This window comes from Streptomyces sp. NPDC006925 (genome assembly GCF_042869575.1).
In the GTDB taxonomy this organism is placed as follows: Bacteria; Actinomycetota; Actinomycetes; order Streptomycetales; family Streptomycetaceae; genus Streptomyces.
The window spans coordinates 158,711-180,989 of the sequence record NZ_JBIAGB010000010.1; the positions used below are offsets into that span (position 1 = coordinate 158,711).

Below are 22,279 nucleotides of genomic sequence, written 5' to 3' on the forward strand. Positions count from 1 at the left end.
CGGTGCTCACTTCTTGGAGGGGTGCTTGGGGCGCTGCGGGCCCTTGCGCTGGCCGGACTTCTTCTGGCCCGACTTCTGCTGCTGGCCTGCCGCCTTCGACCCGCCGCCCTGCTTCTGGCCGGACTTCTGCTGGCCGGTCTTCTGCTGGCCGGTCTTCTGCTGGCCGGACTGGCCGGACTGCTTCTCGTTCGTCTTCGGTCCGGTCTTCTGCATGGACGTGGCGGCCGAGGTGGACTCGTCCTTGTCCGTGCTCGTGGCGACCGCGCCCTGGCGCTGCGACTTGCTCTGCCGCTTCGGCTGCTGCCGCCGGACCCGGGCGGCCTCGGCGGCCTCGCGCGCCTCGACCTCCTTGGGGTCCTCCTTGAGCTTGCCCTGGGCGCGCAGCTTCTCCTGGCGCTCGTTGAAGGCGCGGGAGCCGGGGGTCGGGTTGCGCTTGATCACGAACATCTGCTGGCCCATCGTCCACACGTTGGTGGTCAGCCAGTAGATGAGGACACCGACGGGGAAGTTGATACCGAAGACGGCGAACATGATGGGGAAGACGTACATCAGCATCTTCTGCTGCTGCATGAACGGCGTCTTCACCGTCAGGTCGACGTTCTTGGTCATCAGCTGGCGCTGCGTGTAGAACTGCGACGCCGACATCAGGACGATCATGATGACCGTGACGACACGCACGTCGGTGAGGCTGGCGCCGAGCTGGCCCACCTTCTCGGCGCTGTCCATGAACTTGGCGGCGATCGGGGCGCCGAAGATCTGGGCGTTCCGGGCGCTGTTGACCTGATCGATGCTGAGGACGCCCACCGGCTTGTTGTCGGCGATGTGCTGGAGCACCCGGAAGAGGGCGATGAAGAACGGCGACTGCGCGAGGATCGGCAGGCAGCTGGAGAGCGGATTGGTGCCCGTCTCCTTGTAGAGCTTCATCATCTCTTCGCTCTGGCGCTGCTTGTCACTCTTGTAGCGCTCCTGGATCGCCTTCATCTTCGGCTGGAGCGCCTGCATGTTCCGCGTCGACTTGATCTGCTTGACGAAGAGCGGGATCAGGCAGATCCGGATCAGCACCACCAGGAAGAAGATGGACAGACCCCAGGCCCAGCCGCCGTCCGGGTCGAAGACCAGGCTGAACAGCGAATGGAACTGGACGATGATCCAGGAGACGGCTTTGTAGAGAGGACTCAGGATCGTGTCCACGAATCAGGCTCCTTGGGCGTTGGACTGGGTCCGGTGCTGCTGCCAGCGGGAGCGGATCCGCTGGTGCCATACCGGGTGCTTCCGGGCGGGGACATGGTCGACGCCACCGGGCGACCACGGATTGCAGCGCAGGATGCGCCAAGCCGTCAGGCCCGTTCCCTTGACGGCGCCATGACGGGCGATGGCCGTGTACCCGTAGTGGGAGCACGACGGGTAGTACCGGCACACCGGACCGAGCATCGGACTGATGGTCCACTGGTACAGCTTGATCAACCACAGCAGCGGGTACTTCACTGAGCTCTCCCTCCCGGTTCGCGTCCGGGATTCCGGGGGCTGTCCCCCGAGGCGGCAGAGCGGTGAGGGGGCCCGTTGAGCAGCTTCCGCAGCGCGGCATCCAGATCGCGGGCCAGTTCCACGTGGTCCGCGTCCGCCGCACCGGGTTGCGCCCGTACGACAACCAGGCTACCGGGGGGCAGCAGGGACAGCCGGTCCCGCAGCAGATGCCGCAGCCGCCGCTTCACACGGTTACGGATCACCGCGTTGCCGACGGCCTTGCTCACGACGAAACCCGCACGCGGCGGGGGGACCTCTCCCCCCGGCGCGTGCGGGTCCGTTCGACTGCGTAGATGGACGACGAGAAGCGGGCGACCGGCCCTGCGTCCTCGGCGTACCGCGGCCGCGAAGTCCTCGCGCCGCCTCAGCCGGTTCTCGGTAGGCAGCACGTCATGGACCTGTGGTCAGGCTGCTCAGGCCGACAGGCGCGCGCGACCCTTGCTGCGGCGGTTCGCGACGATCGCGCGGCCGGCGCGGGTCCGCATGCGCAGCCGGAAGCCGTGGGTCTTCGCGCGGCGACGGTTGTTCGGCTGGAAGGTGCGCTTGCTCACTCGGGGGCTCCAGAGATGCTTGGTGTCCCACGCTCGCCGCAGGACTGGGTGCGGGGAGTCGACCGGCTGTCACCGTGCGCCCACGAGTAGCTCGCAACGCCCGAGTGTGCACCGCTTCATGATCCACCGGGAATCCCGTTTGATCTTGCCCATCGGAGGCAGGCGGCAGCAGCCGTCGACACTCGACCTGGTTACGGTACGCGTGCCCGCACCACCCGGTCAAACCGGGCCCGGCGGGGCCCGGCGACCCGCCCGACGGCCGCCCGGTGGCGACTCGACTACTGCAGTCGTGCACAGCCTGTGGACAACGACTTGAACGGGGCAGGTCCGCGTGACTACCGTGGCCGAACTTCCTTTCCTTCCCGACCGTCCCGAGAAACATGCATTCGTGGGACCGGGTCGGTCACCGGACGACCGTCACCCACCGAGTGACCCGTCACCCAGCGAGTGAGAGAGCGTGCCCCGTGGCTGACCTACCTGCCGATCTTGCCGCAGTGTGGCCACGGGTGCTGGAGCAGCTCCTGCGCGAGGGGCAGGGCGTCGAGGCGAAGGACCAGCGCTGGCTGCAGGACTGCCAGCCGCTCGTCCTGGTCTCCGGTACGGCGCTGCTCGGCGTACCGAACGAGTATGCGAAAGGGGTGCTGGAGGGCCGGCTCGCCCCGCTGATCACCGAAGCTCTCGGCCGCGAGTGCCAGCAGCCCATCCGGTTGGCGATCACGGTGACGGGCCCGGCACCCGAGGCCGCCCCGCCCGCTCCCGCCATTCCCTCGCCCACACCGCCCCCGGAGCAGCAGACCTCGCCTCCCCAGGCACAGCAGCCGCAGGCGCCCCAGCAGGCACCCCAGCAGGCACCCCAGCAGCAGGGGCAGGGGCAGGGGCAGGGGCAGGGGCAGGGGCAGGGGCAGGGGCAGGGGCAGGGGCAGGGGCAGGCCCATGCGCAGCAGGAGCGGTACGGCCAGGAGCGCTACCCCGACGAGCGGTACCCCGACGACCGCTACGAGCAGTACGACCAGTACGACGGCCGGGACGTCCCCGGCGCCCGCTCCGCGTACCCCTCGGACTACGCGCGCAGCGCCATCCCCTCCACCGGCCCCGGCTCGCCCGCCGCCGCCCCCGCGTCCTGGCAGCAGCCGCGCGAGCCGTACCACCCGCAGCAGCACCGGCCCTACGACCCGCAGCAGGGCTACGAACACCAGCAGCAGTCCTACGACCAGCAGTCGTACGAGCAGCAGAGCACCGGCTACGACTCCGCGCAGGGCTACGAGCGCGGCGGCCAGAGCTACGAGCGCGGTCCTGGCTACCAGGGCGGCCAGGCCGGGCATCGGAACCAGGGCTACGACCAGCAGTCGTTCGAGACGTACGAGCCGCAGCACCAGCAGCGCCCCCGCCCCCAGGTGCCGCCCCAGGGCCGGCCCCCCGCGCCGCACTACGACAGCCCCGCACAGCTGCCGGCGCCCAGCGGAGCACCAGGGCCGCTGGCCGCGCAACCCGCGCCCGCCACCGGCCCTGGGGAGCCGACGGCGCGGCTGAATCCGAAGTACCTCTTCGACACCTTCGTGATCGGCGCCTCGAATCGGTTCGCGCACGCGGCAGCCGTCGCCGTGGCCGAGGCACCGGCCAAGGCGTACAACCCGCTGTTCATCTACGGCGAGTCCGGGCTCGGCAAGACGCACCTGCTGCACGCGATCGGCCACTACGCGCGCAGCCTCTACCCGGGCACGCGGGTGCGCTACGTCAGCTCGGAGGAGTTCACCAACGAGTTCATCAACTCCATCCGGGACGGCAAGGCCGACGCCTTCCGCAAGCGCTACCGCGACATGGACATCCTGCTCGTCGACGACGTCCAGTTCCTGGCGGACAAGGAGTCGACGCAGGAGGAGTTCTTCCACACCTTCAACACCCTGCACAACGCCAACAAGCAGATCGTGCTCTCCAGCGACCGGCCGCCCAAGGCGCTGGAGACGCTCGAGGACCGGCTGCGCAACCGCTTCGAGTGGGGCCTGATCACCGACGTCCAGCCCCCCGAGCTGGAGACGCGGATCGCGATCCTCCGCAAGAAGGCGGTACAGGAGCAGCTGAACGCGCCGCCCGAGGTGCTGGAGTTCATCGCGTCGCGCATCTCGCGCAACATCCGGGAGCTGGAGGGCGCCCTGATCCGGGTGACGGCCTTCGCCAGCCTCAACCGGCAGCCGGTCGACCTCGGGCTGACCGAGATCGTGCTGAAGGACCTGATCCCCGGTGGCGAGGACGCGACCCCGGAGATCACCGCGCCCGCCATCATGGCCGCGACGGCGGACTACTTCGGGCTGACGGTGGACGACCTGTGCGGCTCCTCGCGCAGCCGGGTGCTGGTCACGGCACGGCAGATCGCGATGTATCTGTGCCGGGAGCTGACCGACCTGTCGCTGCCGAAGATCGGTGGACAGTTCGGCGGTCGCGACCACACCACGGTGATGCACGCCGATCGCAAGATCCGCGCGCTGATGGCCGAGCGGCGCTCCATCTACAACCAGGTCACGGAGCTGACCAACCGCATCAAGAACGGCTGACGGGGGACTGGCAGAGGCCCCGCCGCGGCGCCGTGGCGGGCCGTCCCCTGCCCTGCCCCCGCGGCGCCGACAGCGGGACTCCCGGCCCGCGGCGGCGGGCCGGCTCCGGAACCCGGCCCGAGGCATGCCCCGCACCCGTCAGGGCGCCGCCCGACAGCGCCACGTGCCCCCTGACCCGGATGCGCCCTGACCCGGATGCCTCCGGCCCGTATGCCCCCAGCAGACGCGCAGGGCTCCAGCCGCCAGCAGCGGCCGCGCCGGGCGGCCGCTGGCGAACGGCACCCGGCGGACGACAACGGCGGCCGCCGCAGTAGCGGTCAATCCGGCTCCCCACCACCCGGCGCGGCGCCGACGGCCCGCCACGACCGCCCCAGCCGTCTGACCCGGCCCCGACCCGGCCCCCGCGCTCTCCGAAGCAGGGCGAGGAACGACTCATATCCCGCGAGCGACGTCCCGGGGCCTCCCACGCACGACTCACGGACGTCCCACGCACGACTCACGGACGTCCCACGCGCACCGCGAACGACTCGCGCGATCCACTACGCGGCCGGCCCACAGCTGGGGACAACTCTTCGAAGGCTGCTCGCTGTTCGAATCGTGGCGTGCGAGGTGCCGGAATCCACAGCAAGGAGCGGTTTACCGCTTCCACACCCTGGGGACTCTGCTTGTTGTCCCAAGGCCGTCCACAACCACCCTGTCGTGGAAGTGGTTTGCCGAGGTCACTCGGCTGTGGACTTGTGGGCGCGCGCTGTCCACATGATGTGGAGGGCGCTGCGGCCCGGGGACGAGGCCCGCGGGTTGTCCACCGGCCGCCCACAGGATGCGGCGTCTTATCCCCAGTGATCGGCCTCTTCTCCACAGAACTGTCCACTGTTCGGCAACTCAACGCGCCCGCTCACCGGTCCGAGTGAAAGCCGTCACATCCAGGGCTGGGTTTGGGCTGTGGGAAAGCCGGGGAAAGCTGTGGGCGGAGCTGTGGGGAAACCGCCCCACCCTGTGGGCGGGGTGTGCAGAACTTTTCGTCATCCACAGCGAGCCCCGCTTCCTCCACCGGTCCGCCCACAGGCGCGGTGGACAAAATTTCCGGGCTGAGCTGCGGAAACGTGCTTTTCCACCGTTTCCACAAGCCCTACTACTACGACCACACAGAGAGAGCCCGGGATTCGCTTCGAAGTGGGGGCTGTGCACAACTCGGCGCCGCGCGCTCCGGACCGCACCGCACCGACTTGACCCGCACCCGCGCCCGCTGTCAGTCGGGTACGTCAGACTGGTGCCCGGCAAAGCACGAGCAGAGGCAGCAGCAGGAGGCGGCTGAACGTGAAGATCCGGGTTGAACGCGATGTGCTCGCGGAGGCGGTGGCCTGGACGGCCAAGAGCCTCCCCGCCCGCCCGCCGGTGCCCGTGCTCGCGGGCCTGCTGTTGAAGGCGGACGACGGCACGCTGAGCCTCTCCGGCTTCGACTACGAGGTCTCGGCACGGGTCTCGGTCGAGGCGGAGGTCGAGGAGGACGGCACGGTGCTGGTCTCCGGCCGGCTGCTGGCCGACATCTGCCGCGCCCTGCCCAACCGCCCCGTGGAGATCTCCACAGACGGTGTACGGGCGACCGTCGTCTGCGGCTCGTCACGGTTCACCCTGCACACACTCCCTGTGGAGGAGTACCCGGCGCTGCCCGAGATGCCGTCCGCGACCGGCACCGTCCCCGGCGAGGTCTTCGCCGCGGCGGCCCAGCAGGTCGCCATCGCCGCCGGACGGGACGACACCCTGCCGGTGCTCACCGGTGTGCGCATCGAGATCGAGGGCGACACCGTCACGCTGGCCTCCACCGACCGGTACCGCTTCGCGGTGCGCGAGTTCCTGTGGAAGCCCGAGACGCCGGACGCCTCGGCGGTGGCCCTGGTGCCCGCCAAGACGCTGCTGGACACGGCGAAGTCGCTGAACGGGGGCGACAGCGTCACGCTGGCGCTCTCCGGCTCCGGCTCCGGTGAGGGCCTGATCGGTTTCGAGGGCGCCGGGCGGCGGACGACGACCCGGCTGCTGGAGGGCGATCTGCCCAAGTACCGCACGCTCTTCCCGACGGAGTTCAACTCCGTCGCGGTGATCGAGACGGCACCGTTCGTGGAGGCCGTCAAGCGCGTGGCGCTCGTCGCCGAGCGGAACACCCCGGTGCGGCTGAGCTTCGAGCAGGGCGTGCTCACCCTGGAGGCCGGTTCCAGCGACGATGCACAGGCTGTGGAGCGGGTCGACGCGGAGCTGGACGGCGACGACATCTCGATCGCCTTCAACCCCGGCTTCCTGCTGGAGGGGCTGAGCGCCATCGACTCGCCGGTGGCCCAGCTGTCGTTCACGACCTCGACCAAGCCCGCCCTGCTGAGCGGCCGACCGGCCAAGGACGCCGAGGCGGACGAGGCGTACAAGTACCTGATCATGCCGGTCCGTCTCTCCGGCTGAGGGGACACCGCCCGAGGTGGCGCCCCGCGGCGGCAGCCGGAAGCGGCCTGCCGGGGCCGGCTCGGCCGGACCCGGACCGGAGGCCGAGGGCGGACCCGCGGCAGCCGGCGCGCACCGGACCGAGGGCCGGGCACGGGGAGCGAGACGACGGGTGTCGGTGACCGACGGCTGCGCCGTCCGTGCCGTGCGGCCGAGGCGACCCGGCAGCATGCGGCCCCGGACTCGGGCTCCGGCGCGGCGTACGCGCCAGGGAGCCCGCGCGTGCGCCGCGCCCCGGGCGGCCGTACCGCCGCGCCGAACAGGGGTGCGGCAAGGCGTAGGGTCGAATGCGTACGAAACTGCGGAAACTCAGCTAAGGGGCAGTGATGGAGCTCGGTCTGGTCGGTCTCGGGAAGATGGGCGGGAACATGCGCGAGCGCATCCGCCGCGGGGGCCACACGGTCATCGGGTACGACCGGAATCCGGACATCTCCGACGTGGACAGCATCGAGGAGCTGGTGGGCTCGCTCAGCGCACCCCGCGTCGTGTGGGTGATGGTGCCGGCGGGCGCGGCGACCCAGTCGACCGTCGACCAGCTCGCCGAGCTGCTCTCGCCCGGTGACCTGGTGGTGGACGGCGGCAACTCGCGCTGGACCGACGACGAGAAGCACGCCGAGGAGCTGCGGGCCCGACAGATCGGGTTCGTCGACTGCGGCGTCTCCGGCGGAGTGTGGGGCCTGGAGAACGGCTACGCGCTGATGTACGGCGGCTCCGACGAGGACGTGGCGAAGGTGCAGCCGGTCTTCGACGCGCTCAAGCCCGCGGGCCGGTTCGGCTCGGTGCACGCGGGGAAGGTCGGCGCGGGCCACTTCGCGAAGATGGTCCACAACGGCATCGAGTACGCGATGATGCAGTCCTTCGCGGAGGGCTGGGAGCTGCTGGAGGCCGCGGACTCGGTCACCGACGTGCGCGAGGTCTTCCGCTCCTGGCAGGAGGGCACCGTCATCCGCTCCTGGCTGCTGGATCTGGCCGTCAAGGCGCTGGACAGCGACGAGCACCTGAACGCGCTGCGCGGCTACGCGGCCGACTCCGGCGAGGGCCGCTGGACGGTGGAGGCCGCGATCGACAAGGCGGTGCCGCTGCCGGCGATCACCGCGTCGCTGTTCGCGCGGTTCTCCTCCCGGCAGGAGGACTCCCCGCAGATGAAGATGATCGCCGCGCTGCGCAACCAGTTCGGCGGGCACGCGGTCACGGCCGCGGACAAGGCCGGTGAGAAGGGCGCGGACGCACCGGGTGCCGACGTCACGCCGCCCGCGGGAGGCTGACGCCGGCCGATGCACGTCACGCATCTCTCGCTCGCCGACTTCCGCTCGTACACCCGGGCCGAGGTGCCGCTGGCACCGGGTGTGACGGCGTTCCTCGGGCCGAACGGCCAGGGCAAGACGAATCTGGTGGAGGCCGTCGGCTATCTCGCCACGCTGGGCAGCCACCGGGTCTCGGCGGACGCGCCGCTGGTGCGGCAGGGCGCCGAGCGCGCCGTGGTCCGTGCCGTGGTGCGGCAGGACGAACGCGAGCAGCGGATCGAGCTGGAGCTGAATCCGGGCCGGGCCAACCGGGCGCGGATCAACCGCTCGTCGCAGGTGCGGCCCCGGGATGTGCTGGGCATCCTGCGCACGGTGCTGTTCGCGCCGGAGGACCTGACGCTGGTCAAGGGCGACCCGGGCGAGCGCCGCCGCTTCGTGGACGAGCTGGTGACGGCCCGCGCGCCGCGGATGGCGGGGGTGCGGTCGGACTACGAGCGGGTGCTCAAGCAGCGCAACAGCCTGCTGAAGTCGGCCGCCATGGCCCGGCGGCACGGCGGACGCGGGGTGGATCTGTCCACGCTGGACGTGTGGGACCAGCATCTGGCGCGGGTCGGCGCGGAGTTGCTGGCGCAGCGGCTGGATCTGCTGGCGGTGCTGGGGCCGCTGGCCGACAAGGCGTACGAGCGGCTGGCGCCGGGCGGCGGACCGGTGGCGCTGGCGTACCGGGGGCCGGTGACGGGCGCGTCCCGGGAGGAGCTGTACGCGGGTCTGGTGGCGGCGCTGGGCGAGGCGCGCAAGCAGGAGATCGAGCGCGGGGTGACGCTGGTGGGCCCGCACCGCGACGATGTGCTGCTGCGGCTGGGCGAGTTGCCGGCGAAGGGGTACGCCAGTCACGGGGAGTCCTGGTCGTATGCGCTGGCGCTGCGGCTGGCCGCCTACGAGCTGCTCAAGAGCGAGGGGCATGAGCCGGTGCTGGTGCTGGACGACGTCTTCGCCGAGCTGGACAGCAGGCGCCGGGCCCGGCTGGCGGAGCTGGTGGCCCCGGCCGAGCAGGTGTTGGTGACCGCGGCCGTGCCGGAGGATGTGCCGGGCGTGCTGTCGGGCGCCCGGTTCGCGGTGGCCGACGGGGAGGTGGCGCCGCTGTGAGCGAGCAGCCGGAGGCGGCGGGCCGGTCCCCCGAGCAGGGCGGTACGGGCGAACGGGGCGAGCCGGGCGGCGGTACGCCGCCCGCGCCGAGCGGGGTGGATCTGGCGCGGGTCGCGCTGCGTGCGGCCAAGGAGCAGGCGCGGGCGCGGGGTGCCGAGGCGCAGCAGCGCCGGCAGGCCCGCCGGGGCGGCGGGCTGCGGTCGGGCGCGCGGCGCGACGGGCGGGATCCGCTGCCGTTGGGTGCCGCCGTCAGCAGGCTGATCGCGGAGCGCGGCTGGGAGACCCCGGCGGCGGTCGGCGGGGTGATGGGGCGCTGGCCGCAACTGGTGGGGCAGGAGGTGGCGCAGCACTGCGAGCCGCAGCGGTACGACGAGGAGGAGCGCACGCTTCTGGTGCGCTGCGACTCGACGGCCTGGGCGACGCAGCTGCGGCTGCTGGCGCCGCGGCTGGTGGCGCGGCTGAACGAGGACCTCGGTCAGGGCACCGTGCGGATGATCAAAGTGCGGGGTCCGGAGGCTCCGCGCAAGGGGTACGGACCGCTGCGGGCGCCCGGCAGCAGGGGTCCGGGCGACACGTACGGGTGAGCTCGTGAGCGGCCAGATCGCGGTGTGTGTACGGACTGGAACAGCCGGATACGGATCGAAGCGCTCAGTGCCACTGTGAGGCTCCTGGCCCCCCGGTCCAGATATGGGGAGTCGATGGACGCCAGTTCAGGGCGCCACATGTGGACTCAGGCACCGGCAAACCCCCATTCACGTTGCGGCCACCGGTACACTGGGGGACTACCGCACCGTTGCGGGACATGTCGAACGACGCAGCCGCTCCGCCTTGCCTAGGAGACGGCCTGTGCTGTGCCAGAAAGGGCGCTTCGTGGCCGATTCCGGCGATCTCAACGAGAACGACAACACGACTCCGCCGCAGTCCGCGGAGAAACCCCCGAACCACGGCGAGGGCGCCGGTCCGGACCCCGCGGGCGGCGGCACTTCTGCGGCGTCGTCCGGCGCCGAGGGGCCGTCGTACGACGCGAGCGCGATCACCGTCCTGGAGGGGCTGGACGCGGTCCGCAAGCGCCCCGGTATGTACATCGGGTCGACCGGTGAGCGTGGCCTTCATCACCTGGTGTACGAGGTGGTCGACAACTCGGTCGACGAGGCGCTCGCCGGGCACGCGGACACCATCGACGTGGCGCTGCTCGCCGACGGCGGGGTGCGGGTGACCGACAACGGGCGCGGTATCCCGGTGGGCATCATCCCCTCCGAGGGGAAGCCGGCCGTCGAGGTCGTGCTGACGGTGCTGCACGCGGGCGGCAAGTTCGGCGGCGGCGGCTACGCGGTCTCCGGCGGTCTGCACGGTGTGGGCGTCTCCGTGGTGAACGCGCTGTCCACCAAGGTCGCCGTGGAGGTCAGGACCGACGGCTACCGCTGGACGCAGGACTACAAGCTGGGCGCGCCGACGGCCCCGCTGTCGCAGAACGAGGCCACGGACGAGACCGGCACCGTGGTCACCTTCTGGGCCGACGGGGACATCTTCGAGACGACGGACTACTCCTTCGAGACGCTCTCGCGGCGGTTCCAGGAGATGGCGTTCCTCAACAAGGGGCTGACCATCTCGCTGACCGACGAGCGCGAGGGCCACGTCGACGAGGAGGGCCGGCCCAACGCGGTCCGGTACCACTACGAGGGCGGTATCGCGGACTTCGTCCGCTACCTGAACTCGCGCAAGGGCGAACTGGTCCACGACACCGTGATCGACTTCGAGGTCGAGGACGCGGAGCGGATGCTCTCGGTCGAGATCGCGATGCAGTGGAACAGCCAGTACAGCGAGGGGGTGTACTCCTTCGCGAACACCATCCACACCCACGAGGGCGGCACCCACGAGGAGGGCTTCCGGGCCGCGCTGACCGGGTTGATCAACCGCTACGCGCGGGATCGCAGGCTGCTGCGCGAGAAGGACGACAACCTCACCGGCGAGGACATCCGCGAGGGTCTGACCGCGATCATCTCGGTCAAGCTGGGCGAGCCGCAGTTCGAGGGCCAGACGAAGACGAAGCTGGGCAACACCGAGGCCAAGACCTTCGTCCAGAAGATCGTCCACGAGTATCTGACCGACTGGCTGGACCGGAACCCGAACGAGGCCGCGGACATCATCCGCAAGGGCATCCAGGCGGCCACGGCACGGGTCGCGGCACGCAAGGCGCGGGACCTGACCCGGCGCAAGGGGCTGCTGGAGACGGCGTCGCTGCCGGGCAAGCTCTCGGACTGCCAGTCCAACGACCCGGTCAAGTGCGAGATCTTCATCGTGGAGGGCGACTCGGCGGGCGGTTCGGCCAAGTCGGGTCGCGACCCGGAGTACCAGGCCATCCTGCCGATCCGCGGCAAGATCCTGAACGTGGAGAAGGCGCGGATCGACAAGGTCCTGCAGAACGCCGAGGTGCAGGCGCTGATCTCGGCGTTCGGCACGGGTGTGCACGAGGACTTCGACATCGAGAAGCTCCGCTACCACAAGATCATTCTGATGGCGGACGCCGACGTCGACGGCCAGCACATCAACACGCTGCTGCTGACGCTGCTCTTCCGCTTCATGCGGCCGCTGGTGGAGGCCGGGCACGTCTTCCTGTCCCAGCCGCCGCTCTACAAGATCAAGTGGAGTCGGGACGAGTACCAGTACGCGTACTCCGACCCGGAGCGCGACAGCCTCATCCAGCTCGGCCGCGAGCAGGGCAAGCGCATCAAGGACGACTCGGTGCAGCGCTTCAAGGGCCTGGGCGAGATGAACGCGGACGAGCTGCGTGTCACCACCATGGACATCGAGCACCGCGTCCTGCGCCAGGTGACGCTGGACGACGCGGCCGCGGCCGACGACCTGTTCTCCATCCTCATGGGGGAGGACGTCGAAGCCCGCCGCTCGTTCATCCAGCGCAACGCCAAGGACGTCCGCTTCCTCGACATCTGACGTCGGCCCCTGGCCGCCGCGCCGGGACCCGAAGCGCCGCACACAGACAAGGACTTGATCTTTCACCATGGCCGACGAGACCCCCACCACACCCGAGCCGACGCCCGAGAACGCCCCCGCGCCCGACAGCGCGCTGGTGGACACCGAGGCGGGTGCCCGCGTCGAGCCCGTCAGCCTCGAGACGGAGATGCAGCGCTCCTACCTCGACTACGCGATGAGCGTGATCGTGAGCCGCGCGCTGCCCGACATCCGCGACGGCCTCAAGCCGGTGCACCGGCGCGTGCTGTACGCGATGTACGACGGCGGGTACCGCCCCGAGAAGGGCTACTACAAGTGCGCCCGCGTCGTCGGCGACGTCATGGGCACCTATCACCCGCACGGTGACACCTCGATCTACGACGCGCTGGTGCGGCTGGCGCAGCCCTGGTCGATGCGGATGCCGCTGGTCGACTCCAACGGCAACTTCGGCTCGCCGGGCAACGACCCGGCCGCCGCCATGCGGTACACCGAGTGCAAGATGGCGCCGCTGGCCATGGAGATGCTCCGGGACATCGACGAGGAGACCGTCGACTTCCAGGACAACTACGACGGCCGCAACCAGGAGCCGACGGTCCTGCCGGCGCGTTTCCCCAACCTGCTGATCAACGGCTCCGCCGGGATCGCCGTCGGGATGGCGACCAACATTCCGCCGCACAATCTGCGGGAGGTGGCCGCGGGCGCCCAGTGGTTCCTCGACCACCCCGAGGCGTCCAACGAGGAGCTGCTGGAAGCCCTCATCGAGCGGATCAAGGGCCCGGACTTCCCCAGCGGCGCCCTGGTGGTGGGCCGCAAGGGGATCGAGGAGGCGTACCGCACCGGGCGCGGCTCGATCACCATGCGGGCCGTGGTGGAGGTCGAGGAGATCCAGGGCCGCCAGTGCCTGGTCGTCACGGAGCTGCCCTACCAGGTCAACCCGGACAACCTCGCGCTGAAGATCGCCGACCTGGTCAAGGACGGCCGGATCGGCGGGATCGCCGACGTCCGCGACGAGACCTCGTCGCGGACCGGGCAGCGTCTGGTCATCGTCCTGAAGCGGGACGCCGTCGCCAAGGTAGTCCTCAACAACCTCTACAAGCACACCGATCTGCAGACCAACTTCGGTGCGAACATGCTGGCGCTGGTCGAGGGCGTGCCGCGCACCCTGTCGCTGGACGCCTTCATCCGGCACTGGGTCGCGCACCAGATCGACGTCATCGTGCGCCGCACCCGCTTCCGGCTGCGCAAGGCCGAGGAGCGCGCCCACATCCTGCGCGGTCTGCTCAAGGCGCTGGACGCGATCGACGAGGTCATCGCCCTGATCCGGCGCAGCCAGACCGTCGAGGAGGCCCGCGGGGGCCTGATGGGCCTGCTGGACATCGACGAGATCCAGGCCAACGCGATCCTGGAGATGCAGCTCCGCCGGCTGGCCGCGCTGGAGCGGCAGAAGATCACCGCCGAGCACGACGAACTCCAGCTCAAGATCGACGAGTACAACGCGATCCTTGCCTCGCCCGAGCGGCAGCGGCAGATCATCGGCCAGGAGATGGGCCAGATCGTCGAGAAGTACGGCGACGACCGGCGCACCAAGCTGATCCCCTTCGAGGGCGACATGTCCATCGAGGACCTGATCGCCGAGGAGGACATCGTCGTCACGATCACCCGTGGCGGCTACGTCAAGCGCACCAAGACCGACGACTACCGGGCGCAGAAGCGCGGCGGGAAGGGGGTGCGCGGGACGAAGCTGAAGGAGGACGACATCGTCGACCACTTCTTCGTCTCGACCACCCACCACTGGGTGTTGTTCTTCACCAACAAGGGCCGCGTCTACCGGGCCAAGGCGTACGAACTGCCGGACGCCGGCCGGGAGGCGCGCGGCCAGCACGTGGCCAATCTGCTGGCCTTCCAGCCCGACGAGCAGATCGCCGAGATCCTCGCCATCCGGGACTACGACGCCACTCCCTACCTGGTGCTGGCCACCAAGTCGGGGCTGGTCAAGAAGACCCCCCTCAAGGACTACGACTCGCCCCGCTCGGGCGGCGTCATCGCGATCAACCTCCGCGAGATGGAGGACGGCCGCGACGACGAGCTGATCGGCGCCGAACTGGTCTCGTCCGAGGACGATCTGCTGCTGGTGAGCAGGAAGGCGCAGTCGATCCGCTTCACCGCGACCGACGAGGCGCTGCGCCCCATGGGCCGGGCCACCTCCGGTGTCAAGGGGATGAGTTTCCGCGAGGACGACGAACTCCTCTCGATGAATGTCGTGCGGGCGGGTACGTTCGTCTTCACGGCGACCGACGGCGGGTACGCGAAGCGGACGAATGTGGACGACTACCGGGTCCAGGGCCGCGGCGGGCTCGGCATCAAGGCCGCCAAGATCGTGGAGGACCGGGGATCGCTGGTCGGCGCGCTGGTGGTCGAGGAGACGGACGAGATCCTCGCCATCACGCTCGGCGGCGGGGTGATCCGCACGCGGGTCAACGAGGTGAGGGAGACCGGCCGTGACACCATGGGCGTTCAACTGATCAACCTGGGCAAGAAGGACGCGGTGGTCGGCGTCGCACGCAACGCCGAGGCCGGTCGCGAGGCCGAGGAAGTGGAGGCCGCGGCGGGTACCCCCGACGAGGGGGAGCAGCAGGACGCGCCCGACCCGGATGACGACTAGGACAACTAGGAGCAGGGCGTGAGTGGTGCTCAGCCGCAGCCGAAGGCGCAGCCGCAGGCAAAGCCCCCGTCCCCGGCCAAGCCGCAACCCGAGCAGCAGCCGCACCGGCCGCCGCAGGCGTATCCGTCTCCGGACCCGGGCCGGGCCGGCCCGTCGGACCGGCCGGAGCACTCCGGCCGGTCCGGGGGCTCCGACACCGTGCGCAAGCCCCGTACCGGGGCGCGCACGGTGCCGCGGACGCGCAAGGCCCGGCTGCGGGTGGCCAAGGCCGACCCGTGGTCGGTGATGAAGGTCAGCTTCCTGCTGGCGGTGGCGCTGGGAGTCTGCACGATCGTCGCGATCGCGGTGCTGTGGATGGTGATGGACGCGATGGGCGTCTTCTCCAGCATCGGCGGCACCGTCAGCGAGGCCACCAGCGCCGAGGGCAGCAGCGGCTTCGACCTGGAGACGTTCCTCTCGCTGCCCCGCGTCCTGCTCTTCACCTCCCTGATCGCCGTGATCAACGTCGTGCTGGCCACCGCGCTGGCCACGCTGGCGGCGTTCGTCTACAACCTCTCGGCGGGCTTCGTCGGTGGTGTCGAGCTGACCCTGGCGGAGGACGAGTAGGACCCGCCGCGGTCCCGCTCCGGCTGCCCGGGAACCGATTTGGGACCACGGCTGAAGTGCGCTAACCTTTCTGTGCAGCGCGCGGCTATAGCTCAGACGGTTAGAGCGCTTCCCTGATAAGGAAGAGGCCCCAGGTTCAAGTCCTGGTAGCCGCACAGCGACGGAAGGCCCGGCCCCTCGGAAGAGGCGCCGGGCCTTCCGCTTTTCGGCTCCGTCTCGGCGCCCCGGCGCTCCCGGTCCGGTCGGCGCTCCCCGCCCCTCCCCGGTCCCCTGTTCGCCGGCTCCCGCCGGGATCGTGCGGACGGCGCATGAGCCGGACCGCACGCTCCGGACGTTTGGTGCCGTCCCTGTTCTGGTACCGGTAGCCCCGTCCTGCTGTCGGCGCCGCTGGGCGCCTCCTGGCGAGCGGAGCGCTGCGATGACCGGATCCGACCCGGAACCCGAACCGGAGCCCGATCGGCCCGAGCCTGCGCCCGGACCCGAAGCGGAGACGGGGCGTGGGGCCGGATCCGGGCTCGGACGTGACTCCCGGCCCGACGAGGGCGCCGAGCCCGACGACGGCCCCGCAGGGGGCCCTGAGCCCGGCGACGGCCCCCCGCGCGGCTCCGAGCCCGGCAACGGCTCCGCAAGCAGCCCCGAGCCCGAGCCCGAGACCGAGCCCGAGCCCGACCGGGAGGCGGCCTCCGCGGGTGCGGAGGCCGCGGCCGGGCGGCTGCCCACCGGGCCGCCGCATCCGCGCAGCGCAACGCTCGGCCAGACGCTCAAGCGGACCGCGGCCGAGTTCAAGGAGGACGGCCTCACCGACGTGGCCGCGGCGCTCACCTATTACGCCGTGCTGTCGGTCTTCCCCGCACTGATCGCGCTGGTCTCGCTGGTCAGTCTGGTGATGAGCCGCGAGAAGATCGTCGAGACCCTGAACGACCTGGTCGACACGGTCGGTCCGGCGTCCGCCGCCGAGACGTTCAAGAAGCCGATCGAGTCCATGGCGTCCGGCTCCGGCGCCCCGTCGGTGCTGCTGGTCGTCGGAGTCCTGGGCGCGCTGTGGACCGCGTCGGGGTACGTCGGCGCCTTCGTCCGGGCCTCGAACGTCATCTACGAGGTGCAGGAGGGCCGGCCCTTCCGCACGCTGCGCCCGGTGCAGCTGCTGGTGACCGCCGCCGCGGTGCTGCTCCTGGCGGTGGTGCTGGTCGGGTTGGTGGTCAGCGGTCCGGTGGCGGAGTCGGCCGGGAGGGCGCTGGGCGTCGGGCACGCGGCGGTGACCGCCTGGGAGTGGGCCAAGTGGCCGGTGCTGGTGCTGGTCGTCGTGGCGATCATCGCCGGGCTGTACTACGCCGCGCCCAACGTGCGGCTGCCCGGGCCCTCCTCGGTGCTGCCGGGGGCCGTGCTGGCGCTGGGGGTCTGGCTGGTCGCCTCGGGCGGCTTCGCGTTCTACGCGGCGAACTTCGGGTCGTACAACGAGACGTACGGAACGCTCGGCGGGGTCGTGGTCTTCCTGGTGTGGCTGTGGCTGACCAATCTCGCTGTCGTGCTCGGTGCCGAGTTCAACGCCGAGCGGGAGCGCGGCAGGCAGCTGGCGGCCGGGGTGCCGGGCGCCGAGCGGCGGATCCAGCTGGCGGAGCGCTCCGCCGTCGTGCGGAAGAAGCGCGCCCGGACTGTCTGAGTGCGTGTCCGGGCGGGCGGGCCGACCAGGCTCTCGGAAGAGGTGGTTGGGTATCATCGGCCGCCTAAGAGGTCCCAATGTCTAAGAAGGACGAGGTAGCGCGGTGAAGAAGCTTTTCCTGGTCGCACTGGCCGCCATCGGCGGTCTCCTCGTGTACCGCCAGATCCAGGCGGATCGCGCCGAGCAGGATCTGTGGACGGAGGCGACCGACTCCGTGCCTGCAGGTTCCGGCGTGTAGCCCCAGCGAACAGCAACGAGAGGCCCTGGCCGCCGACTGCGGCCGGGGCCTCCGTCATGTGCGGAGCGCCCCGCGGGGTCGGCTCTCCCGCCGGTCGATCCGGTAAGGAGCGGCTGGAACAGGGCTCTTGTGGAGGGCGGTGCCGGGGTGTGCGGCGGCCTTCAGGGCGTCTCCGCTGTTGCTGTACCGTGACAGCCCTCCTCTTGTTGCTTGCTTATGCAAAGCAATACCGTGCTGGGCAAAGCTACCGGGGTCCGCACGGGCCGAGGGGGAGAAGAGCATGCGCACTGCGTGGAGGCGCCGGACCGGAGGGCTGCCGCGAGGGGTGTCGGGAGGGGTACTGCTCGCCCTTCTCGCCGGGCCGACGGCGGCACCCGCCGCCGCGGCCCCGGCCGCCCCGGCCGCCCCGGCCGCCCGGAGCGCCGCGGAGAGTGGCACCCAGGCGCTGGAGATCGTGCTGGACTCCTCGGGCTCCATGGCCCGGCGGACCGGCTCCGGCGGGACCCGGATGGAGTCCGCCCGGGACGCGGTGGGCACCCTCGTCGACAGCCTCCCCGACGGCTACCCCACCGGGCTGCGGGTCTACGGCGCCGACCGGGCCGCGAGCTGCACCGACACCCGGCTCGTCGAACCGGTCCGCCCACTGGACCGGGCGGGGCTCAAGAAGGCCGTCTCCGCGGTCCGGCCCAAGGGCGAGACCCCGATCGGCCCGGCGCTCCGGAAGGCCGCCGCGGACCTGCCCGACCCGCCGCGGAACACCCTGGGCCGCCGCACGATCGTGCTGGTCTCCGACGGCGAGGACACCTGCGGGGACCCGGAGCCGTGCGAGGTCGCCGAGGAGCTCTCCAGGGACGGCCTGGACCTGCGGATCGACGCCATCGGTTTCCAGGTGCGCGGCGAGGCACGCAAGCAACTGGAGTGCATCGCCGAGGCCGGGCACGGGAAGTACTACGACGCGCCGGAGGCCGAGGACCTGGCCCGCGAACTGGAGCGCGCCGGGCGGCAGTCGGCGGCCGGCTACCGGTTCGAGGGCAGGCGGGTCACCGGGGCGCGCTCCTCGGCCGACGCCCCGGCGCTGCGTGCCCCCGGCCAGTATCTGGACACCATCGGGCCCGGGGAGACCCGCTGGTACAGCACCGAGCTCGGCGCCGGCTCCGCGGCGCGGGCCGTGGACCTCTCCGCCACCGGAGTGCCCGCGCCCGGCGCCCGCGTCGGCACCGCGGACGCTCTGGAGCTGACGATGCGCAGCTCCGACGGCAGCCGGTGCGGCAACGACCGCTCCTGGTTCGTACAGGACGAGGGCGGTGTCCCGCTCACCGCGACCGTCAGCCGGATCCCCGACGGGGACGGTGTCCGCTCCTGCGACCGGCCCGGACGCTTCACCTTCGAGCTGACCCGCGCCACCGCCGACGACTCAGACCGGGCGCGCTGGCCCGTGGAACTGCGGCTGGGCACCGAGCGGGCGCTGCCCGGCGGGGCAGCGCCCGCCCGCGCCGAGACCGGATACGGGCCCGGAGGCGAGGACGCGGCCCTGCCGACGGGTGCGCCCCGGGACGTCGAGGGCGGCACCGGCTTCAACGACGCGAAGAAGCTGCGCGCCGGCGTGTGGCGGGACACTCTGGTCCCGGCCCAGACCCGCTGGTACCGGGTTCCGGTGGGCTGGAACCAGCAGCTGCGCTACGACGTCGAGTTCGCCAACGAGCCGGCGCGCCCGCGGAGCGGCGGCGCCCCTTCCTCGTCCGTGTGGACGGAGCTGTACGCGCCGGGACGGCTCCCGATCCCGGGCGGCACGGAGTTCACCACCCGCCGCCCGTACCGGGGCGAGCCGGTGAAGGTGTCGCACGGTACCGTGCCGGTCTCGTGGCGGAACCGTACGGAGCCCGCCGCCTCCGTACGCCCGGTGCGGCGCGCCGGCGACTACTACGTCGCGGTCACGCTGGGCGCCGGGGCCGACCGCATCGCCGCGCACGCCGCGGTCCGGGTGGTCCTGCGCGTCGACGTCAAGGGCCGCCAAAAGCAGGGCCCCGAGCACGACGCTCCGTACGCCGGTGCCGAGGGAGCGGCGGACGGGCACAGCGGCGACACATCCGCCGGGAGCGGGACGTCCGGCAACGTGCGGCACACGGCGGGAGGACCGCATCCGGCGGTCGCGGCCGCGGGTGGCGCCGCGGCCGTGCTGCTGGCGGCGGGCGGGGCGGGGTACGCGCTGCGGCGCCGTGCCAGGGTTCGGAGCGCGACGGCGACGAGGGGTGGAACGTGGTGACGGGGCACGACGTGTGTGACGGGAGTGATGTGTGTGACGGGCGCGGCGGATACGGGTACGTCCCCGGCCGCAGTGACGGCCACAGGGAGCCACACCGGCACGGAAGGGGACCCACCGACCGGCACCGGAGTCGGCACGAGCACGCCCGCGGGCACGAACGCGGCCACGCCCACGGCCGGGAACCCGGGCACGGGCGGCGACAGGCGGCCCGCGCCGCCGCGTTGACCGCCCTGCTCTGCCTGGCGGCCGGGGTCCTGGGCGGCCAGACCGCACCGCGGGCGTGGGCGGCGGGCACCCCGCGCGGCTACGAACCGGCCGCCGACGCACAGCAGATCACCGGCGCCGCGAGCAGCGCCGACGCGCCCGAGGTGGCGTCCGGCCTGTTCACCGACCGGATCCGGCCGGGCCAGGAGAAGTACTACGCGCTCGACCTGGACGCGAAGGCGGACGTCCATGTGACCGCGACCGCGATTCCGCAGCCGGGGTCCAGGGTCACCTTCCAGGACGGCCTCAAGGTGACGCTGCAGAACACCGACGGGGACTCCTGCTCCGAGGGCTCGGCCGCCGGGAGCGGCGACACCGCCTTCCCGCTGGCCGCCACCGCCTCCCGGCTGATGGGCGACCCCGGGGACGAGGCCTGCCGCACCGCGGGGCCCTATCTGGTCCATGTCGTCCGCGAGGAGGGCGACGACTCCGCCCCGGGCTCCTGGCCGCTGGAGCTGTCGGTCATGGCGGAGCCCGGCCTCAAGGGCGGCATCCCGGCACCCCGGCCCGGCGCCGAGGAGGAGACCGACGCGCACAACACCCGCCCCGCGCCGCCCCCGGGTCCGGCGGAGACCCGCACCGGCGGTACCGGCTTCAACGACGCCCGCGCGCTCGGGGACGGGGTGTGGAAGGACCGCGTCCGCGCCGGGGAGACCCGCTGGTTCCGGGTGCCCGTCGACTGGGGGCAGCGGCTGTACGCGCGTACGGAGCTGCCCAACTCCGCGCGGCGGTCCGGGACCGGGAGCCGGTATGTGCCGCACGGCTTCCGGATGAACGTCTACAACCCGGCGCGCACCCCGCTCTACGACGAGGACTTCCAGGGATACGACGGCGACGGAGCCAAGTTCGACCGCTACAGCAACCCGGTCCGCTACGAGAACCGCTTCCTCGATGCCGCCTCCGGGACCCGCTTCGCGGGCTGGTACTACGTGGCCGTCACCGTCGGCCCGGACATGGCCACGCCGTTTCCGGACGGCACCCCGGTCACCCTGCGGATCGACGTCCGAGGCCGGGCACAGCAGGGACCGGAGTACGACGGGGACGCCGCCGCTGCCGGGTTCGGGGTCTCCGGCCGGGACCGGGAGATGGCCGAGAAGGGGCTGACCGAGGCCCAGGCCGAGCACAGCGCAATCCTGCGCACGGTGGGCTGGGCCGGTGTCGGTGCGGGCGCGGCGCTCCTCCTCGTCCTCGCCCTCTGGCTGCTGCTGGCCCGTCGCCGGGCCCGCACGGCCGGGTACCCGGCGCCGGACCCCTCTGCTCCGGTCCCGCCGGACGGCCGGCTCCCGCACCACTCGCCCTATGGAACTCCGCAGGGCGGCCCTCCGCAGGGCTAGAGCCCGTCCGACGGGTCGAGGACGGCGGGGGTTTCCGCGCCGTGCCCGGTGGCGTCAGATGCCGCGTTCGACCATGTCGAGGACGTCCCGGCCCGCGTCCTGGACCTGGGTGGGGTGCAGGTCGCGCAGCGGGCCGTCGATGAGGAGGACGGCGAGTCCGTGGACCGCGGACCAGGCGAGGAACTCGGCGCCGGGGCGCCGGTCCTCGGCCAGGAGCCCGGCGTCCACGAGACCGTCGAGGGCCTCGCCGAGCAGCTCGAAGGGGGTCTTGCCGGTGGCGCCCGCGGCGGTGTCGGCCGCGGCGTGGGTCATGTCGCCGGGGACGTGGAAGGCCGTGCGGAACAGGCCGGGTTCTTCCTGGGCGAAGCGGAGGTATCCGGTGCCGACGGCACGGAAGCGGGCCCGGGCGACGGCCGCCGGGTCCCCGGTCGGCGGCACGGCGGACTGTTCGGCCTCCATGGTGCGGGCGGCCCGGGCCATGGCCGCCTGGGAGGCGGCGTGCAGCAGAGCGTCACGGTCGGCGAAGTGGCGGTAGGCGGCGTTGGGGACGACCCCGGCCTGCCGGGTGGCGGCGCGCAGCACGACGGCCGCCGGGCCGCCTTGGCGGGCGAGTTCGAGGGCGGCCTCGAGCAGGGCGTTGCGCAGGTTGCCATGGCGATAGGTGTCCCGTTTGGGCTTTTCATTCCTGGTTGCCGCCATGGCCGCCACCTCCAATGTGGACAGCATCCACTTGTGTCGTCTACGCTCTCGTTCATCATCCGGGGGTGCGGGTCACCACACC

At 71.6% G+C, this 22,279-nt stretch carries 16 protein-coding genes, 1 tRNA gene and 1 pseudogene; 13 read left to right on the forward strand and 5 right to left on the reverse strand.

What is annotated here, in order from left to right; genetic code table 11:
• Positions 1-6 precede the first annotated feature (6 nt).
• The 4 genes and pseudogenes from yidC to rpmH form a co-directional block, all read right to left on the reverse strand.
• Positions 7-1,191 carry a membrane protein insertase YidC gene (yidC, locus tag ACFYNS_RS16395; protein ID WP_360289848.1) on the reverse strand — a complete coding sequence of 395 codons (1,185 nt, stop codon included), beginning with the start codon at positions 1,189-1,191 and terminating at the stop codon, positions 7-9.
• Positions 1,192-1,194: 3 nt separating this feature from the next.
• Positions 1,195-1,485, reverse strand: coding sequence for a membrane protein insertion efficiency factor YidD (gene yidD, locus ACFYNS_RS16400; RefSeq protein ID WP_019356751.1), 291 nt, complete (start codon positions 1,483-1,485; stop codon positions 1,195-1,197).
• A gap of 71 nt (positions 1,486-1,556) precedes the next feature.
• A pseudogene (gene rnpA / locus ACFYNS_RS16405) lies at positions 1,557-1,913 on the reverse strand (ribonuclease P protein component); the annotation flags it as partial.
• A 24-nt stretch (positions 1,914-1,937) separates the two neighbouring features.
• Entirely contained in the window at positions 1,938-2,075 is a 138-nt protein-coding gene (gene rpmH / locus ACFYNS_RS16410) for a 50S ribosomal protein L34 (protein WP_016906158.1), read from the reverse strand.
• Positions 2,076-2,539: 464 nt separating this feature from the next.
• Here rpmH and dnaA point away from each other — a divergent pair, with 464 nt between their 5' ends.
• The 13 genes from dnaA (at position 2,540) to ACFYNS_RS16475 (ending at position 21,498) form a co-directional block, all read left to right on the forward strand.
• Entirely contained in the window at positions 2,540-4,624 is a 2,085-nt protein-coding gene (dnaA, locus tag ACFYNS_RS16415) for a chromosomal replication initiator protein DnaA (RefSeq protein ID WP_388603405.1), read from the forward strand.
• Between the two features lie 1,317 nt (positions 4,625-5,941).
• Positions 5,942-7,072: a DNA polymerase III subunit beta gene (gene dnaN / locus ACFYNS_RS16420; protein WP_360289842.1), complete on the forward strand. Its 1,131-nt coding sequence runs from the start codon at positions 5,942-5,944 to the stop codon at positions 7,070-7,072.
• Between the two features lie 365 nt (positions 7,073-7,437).
• Entirely contained in the window at positions 7,438-8,376 is a 939-nt protein-coding gene (gene gnd, locus ACFYNS_RS16425) for a phosphogluconate dehydrogenase (NAD(+)-dependent, decarboxylating) (RefSeq protein WP_360289840.1), read from the forward strand.
• A 9-nt stretch (positions 8,377-8,385) separates the two neighbouring features.
• Positions 8,386-9,501 carry a DNA replication/repair protein RecF gene (recF, locus tag ACFYNS_RS16430; RefSeq protein WP_360289838.1) on the forward strand — a complete coding sequence of 372 codons (1,116 nt, stop codon included), beginning with the start codon at positions 8,386-8,388 and terminating at the stop codon, positions 9,499-9,501.
• Positions 9,498-10,085 carry a DUF721 domain-containing protein gene (locus ACFYNS_RS16435; RefSeq protein WP_388603409.1) on the forward strand — a complete coding sequence of 196 codons (588 nt, stop codon included), beginning with the start codon at positions 9,498-9,500 and terminating at the stop codon, positions 10,083-10,085. The genes recF and ACFYNS_RS16435 overlap by 4 nt, the downstream gene beginning before the upstream one ends.
• Positions 10,086-10,347: 262 nt before the next feature.
• Positions 10,348-12,453, forward strand: a complete 2,106-nt coding sequence (gene gyrB / locus ACFYNS_RS16440) for a DNA topoisomerase (ATP-hydrolyzing) subunit B (protein WP_360289836.1) — start codon at positions 10,348-10,350, stop codon at positions 12,451-12,453.
• Between the two features lie 67 nt (positions 12,454-12,520).
• Entirely contained in the window at positions 12,521-15,133 is a 2,613-nt protein-coding gene (gyrA, locus tag ACFYNS_RS16445) for a DNA gyrase subunit A (RefSeq protein WP_360289835.1), read from the forward strand.
• Positions 15,134-15,151: 18 nt separating this feature from the next.
• On the forward strand, positions 15,152-15,739 hold the full coding sequence (locus ACFYNS_RS16450; protein ID WP_360289833.1) for a DUF3566 domain-containing protein: 588 nt from the start codon (positions 15,152-15,154) through the stop codon (positions 15,737-15,739).
• An 81-nt stretch (positions 15,740-15,820) separates the two neighbouring features.
• A tRNA-Ile gene (locus ACFYNS_RS16455) sits at positions 15,821-15,894 on the forward strand.
• Between the two features lie 263 nt (positions 15,895-16,157).
• Positions 16,158-17,399, forward strand: coding sequence for a YihY/virulence factor BrkB family protein (locus ACFYNS_RS16460; protein WP_360289831.1), 1,242 nt, complete (start codon positions 16,158-16,160; stop codon positions 17,397-17,399).
• Positions 17,400-17,502: 103 nt separating this feature from the next.
• The gene (locus ACFYNS_RS16465; protein WP_019356762.1) at positions 17,503-17,637 is read left to right on the forward strand and encodes a DLW-39 family protein; all 135 of its coding nucleotides are present in this window, start codon (positions 17,503-17,505) and stop codon (positions 17,635-17,637) included.
• Positions 17,638-17,917: 280 nt separating this feature from the next.
• Positions 17,918-19,900, forward strand: a complete 1,983-nt coding sequence (locus tag ACFYNS_RS16470; RefSeq protein ID WP_388603413.1) for a VWA domain-containing protein — start codon at positions 17,918-17,920, stop codon at positions 19,898-19,900.
• Between the two features lie 221 nt (positions 19,901-20,121).
• Complete coding sequence (locus ACFYNS_RS16475) at positions 20,122-21,498, forward strand: hypothetical protein (protein WP_388603415.1); 1,377 nt, start codon at positions 20,122-20,124, stop codon at positions 21,496-21,498.
• A gap of 54 nt (positions 21,499-21,552) precedes the next feature.
• Here ACFYNS_RS16475 and ACFYNS_RS16480 read toward each other — a convergent pair whose 3' ends face one another.
• A complete protein-coding gene (locus tag ACFYNS_RS16480) occupies positions 21,553-22,197 on the reverse strand; it encodes a TetR-like C-terminal domain-containing protein (protein WP_360301736.1) in 645 nt (214 codons plus the stop codon).
• Between the last annotated feature and the right edge of the window lie 82 nt (positions 22,198-22,279).

Excerpts from the sequence above, each read along its gene's own strand:
- gnd (WP_360289840.1), top strand. The coding sequence starts at position 7,438 with ATGGAGCTCGGTCTGGTCGGTCTCGGGAAGATGGGCGGGAACATGCGC.
- recF (WP_360289838.1), top strand. The coding sequence starts at position 8,386 with ATGCACGTCACGCATCTCTCGCTCGCCGACTTCCGCTCGTACACCCGG.
- gyrA (WP_360289835.1), top strand. The coding sequence starts at position 12,521 with ATGGCCGACGAGACCCCCACCACACCCGAGCCGACGCCCGAGAACGCC.
- ACFYNS_RS16460 (WP_360289831.1), top strand. The coding sequence starts at position 16,158 with ATGACCGGATCCGACCCGGAACCCGAACCGGAGCCCGATCGGCCCGAG.
- ACFYNS_RS16470 (WP_388603413.1), top strand. The coding sequence starts at position 17,918 with ATGCGCACTGCGTGGAGGCGCCGGACCGGAGGGCTGCCGCGAGGGGTG.
- ACFYNS_RS16480 (WP_360301736.1), bottom strand. The coding sequence starts at position 22,197 with ATGGCGGCAACCAGGAATGAAAAGCCCAAACGGGACACCTATCGCCAT.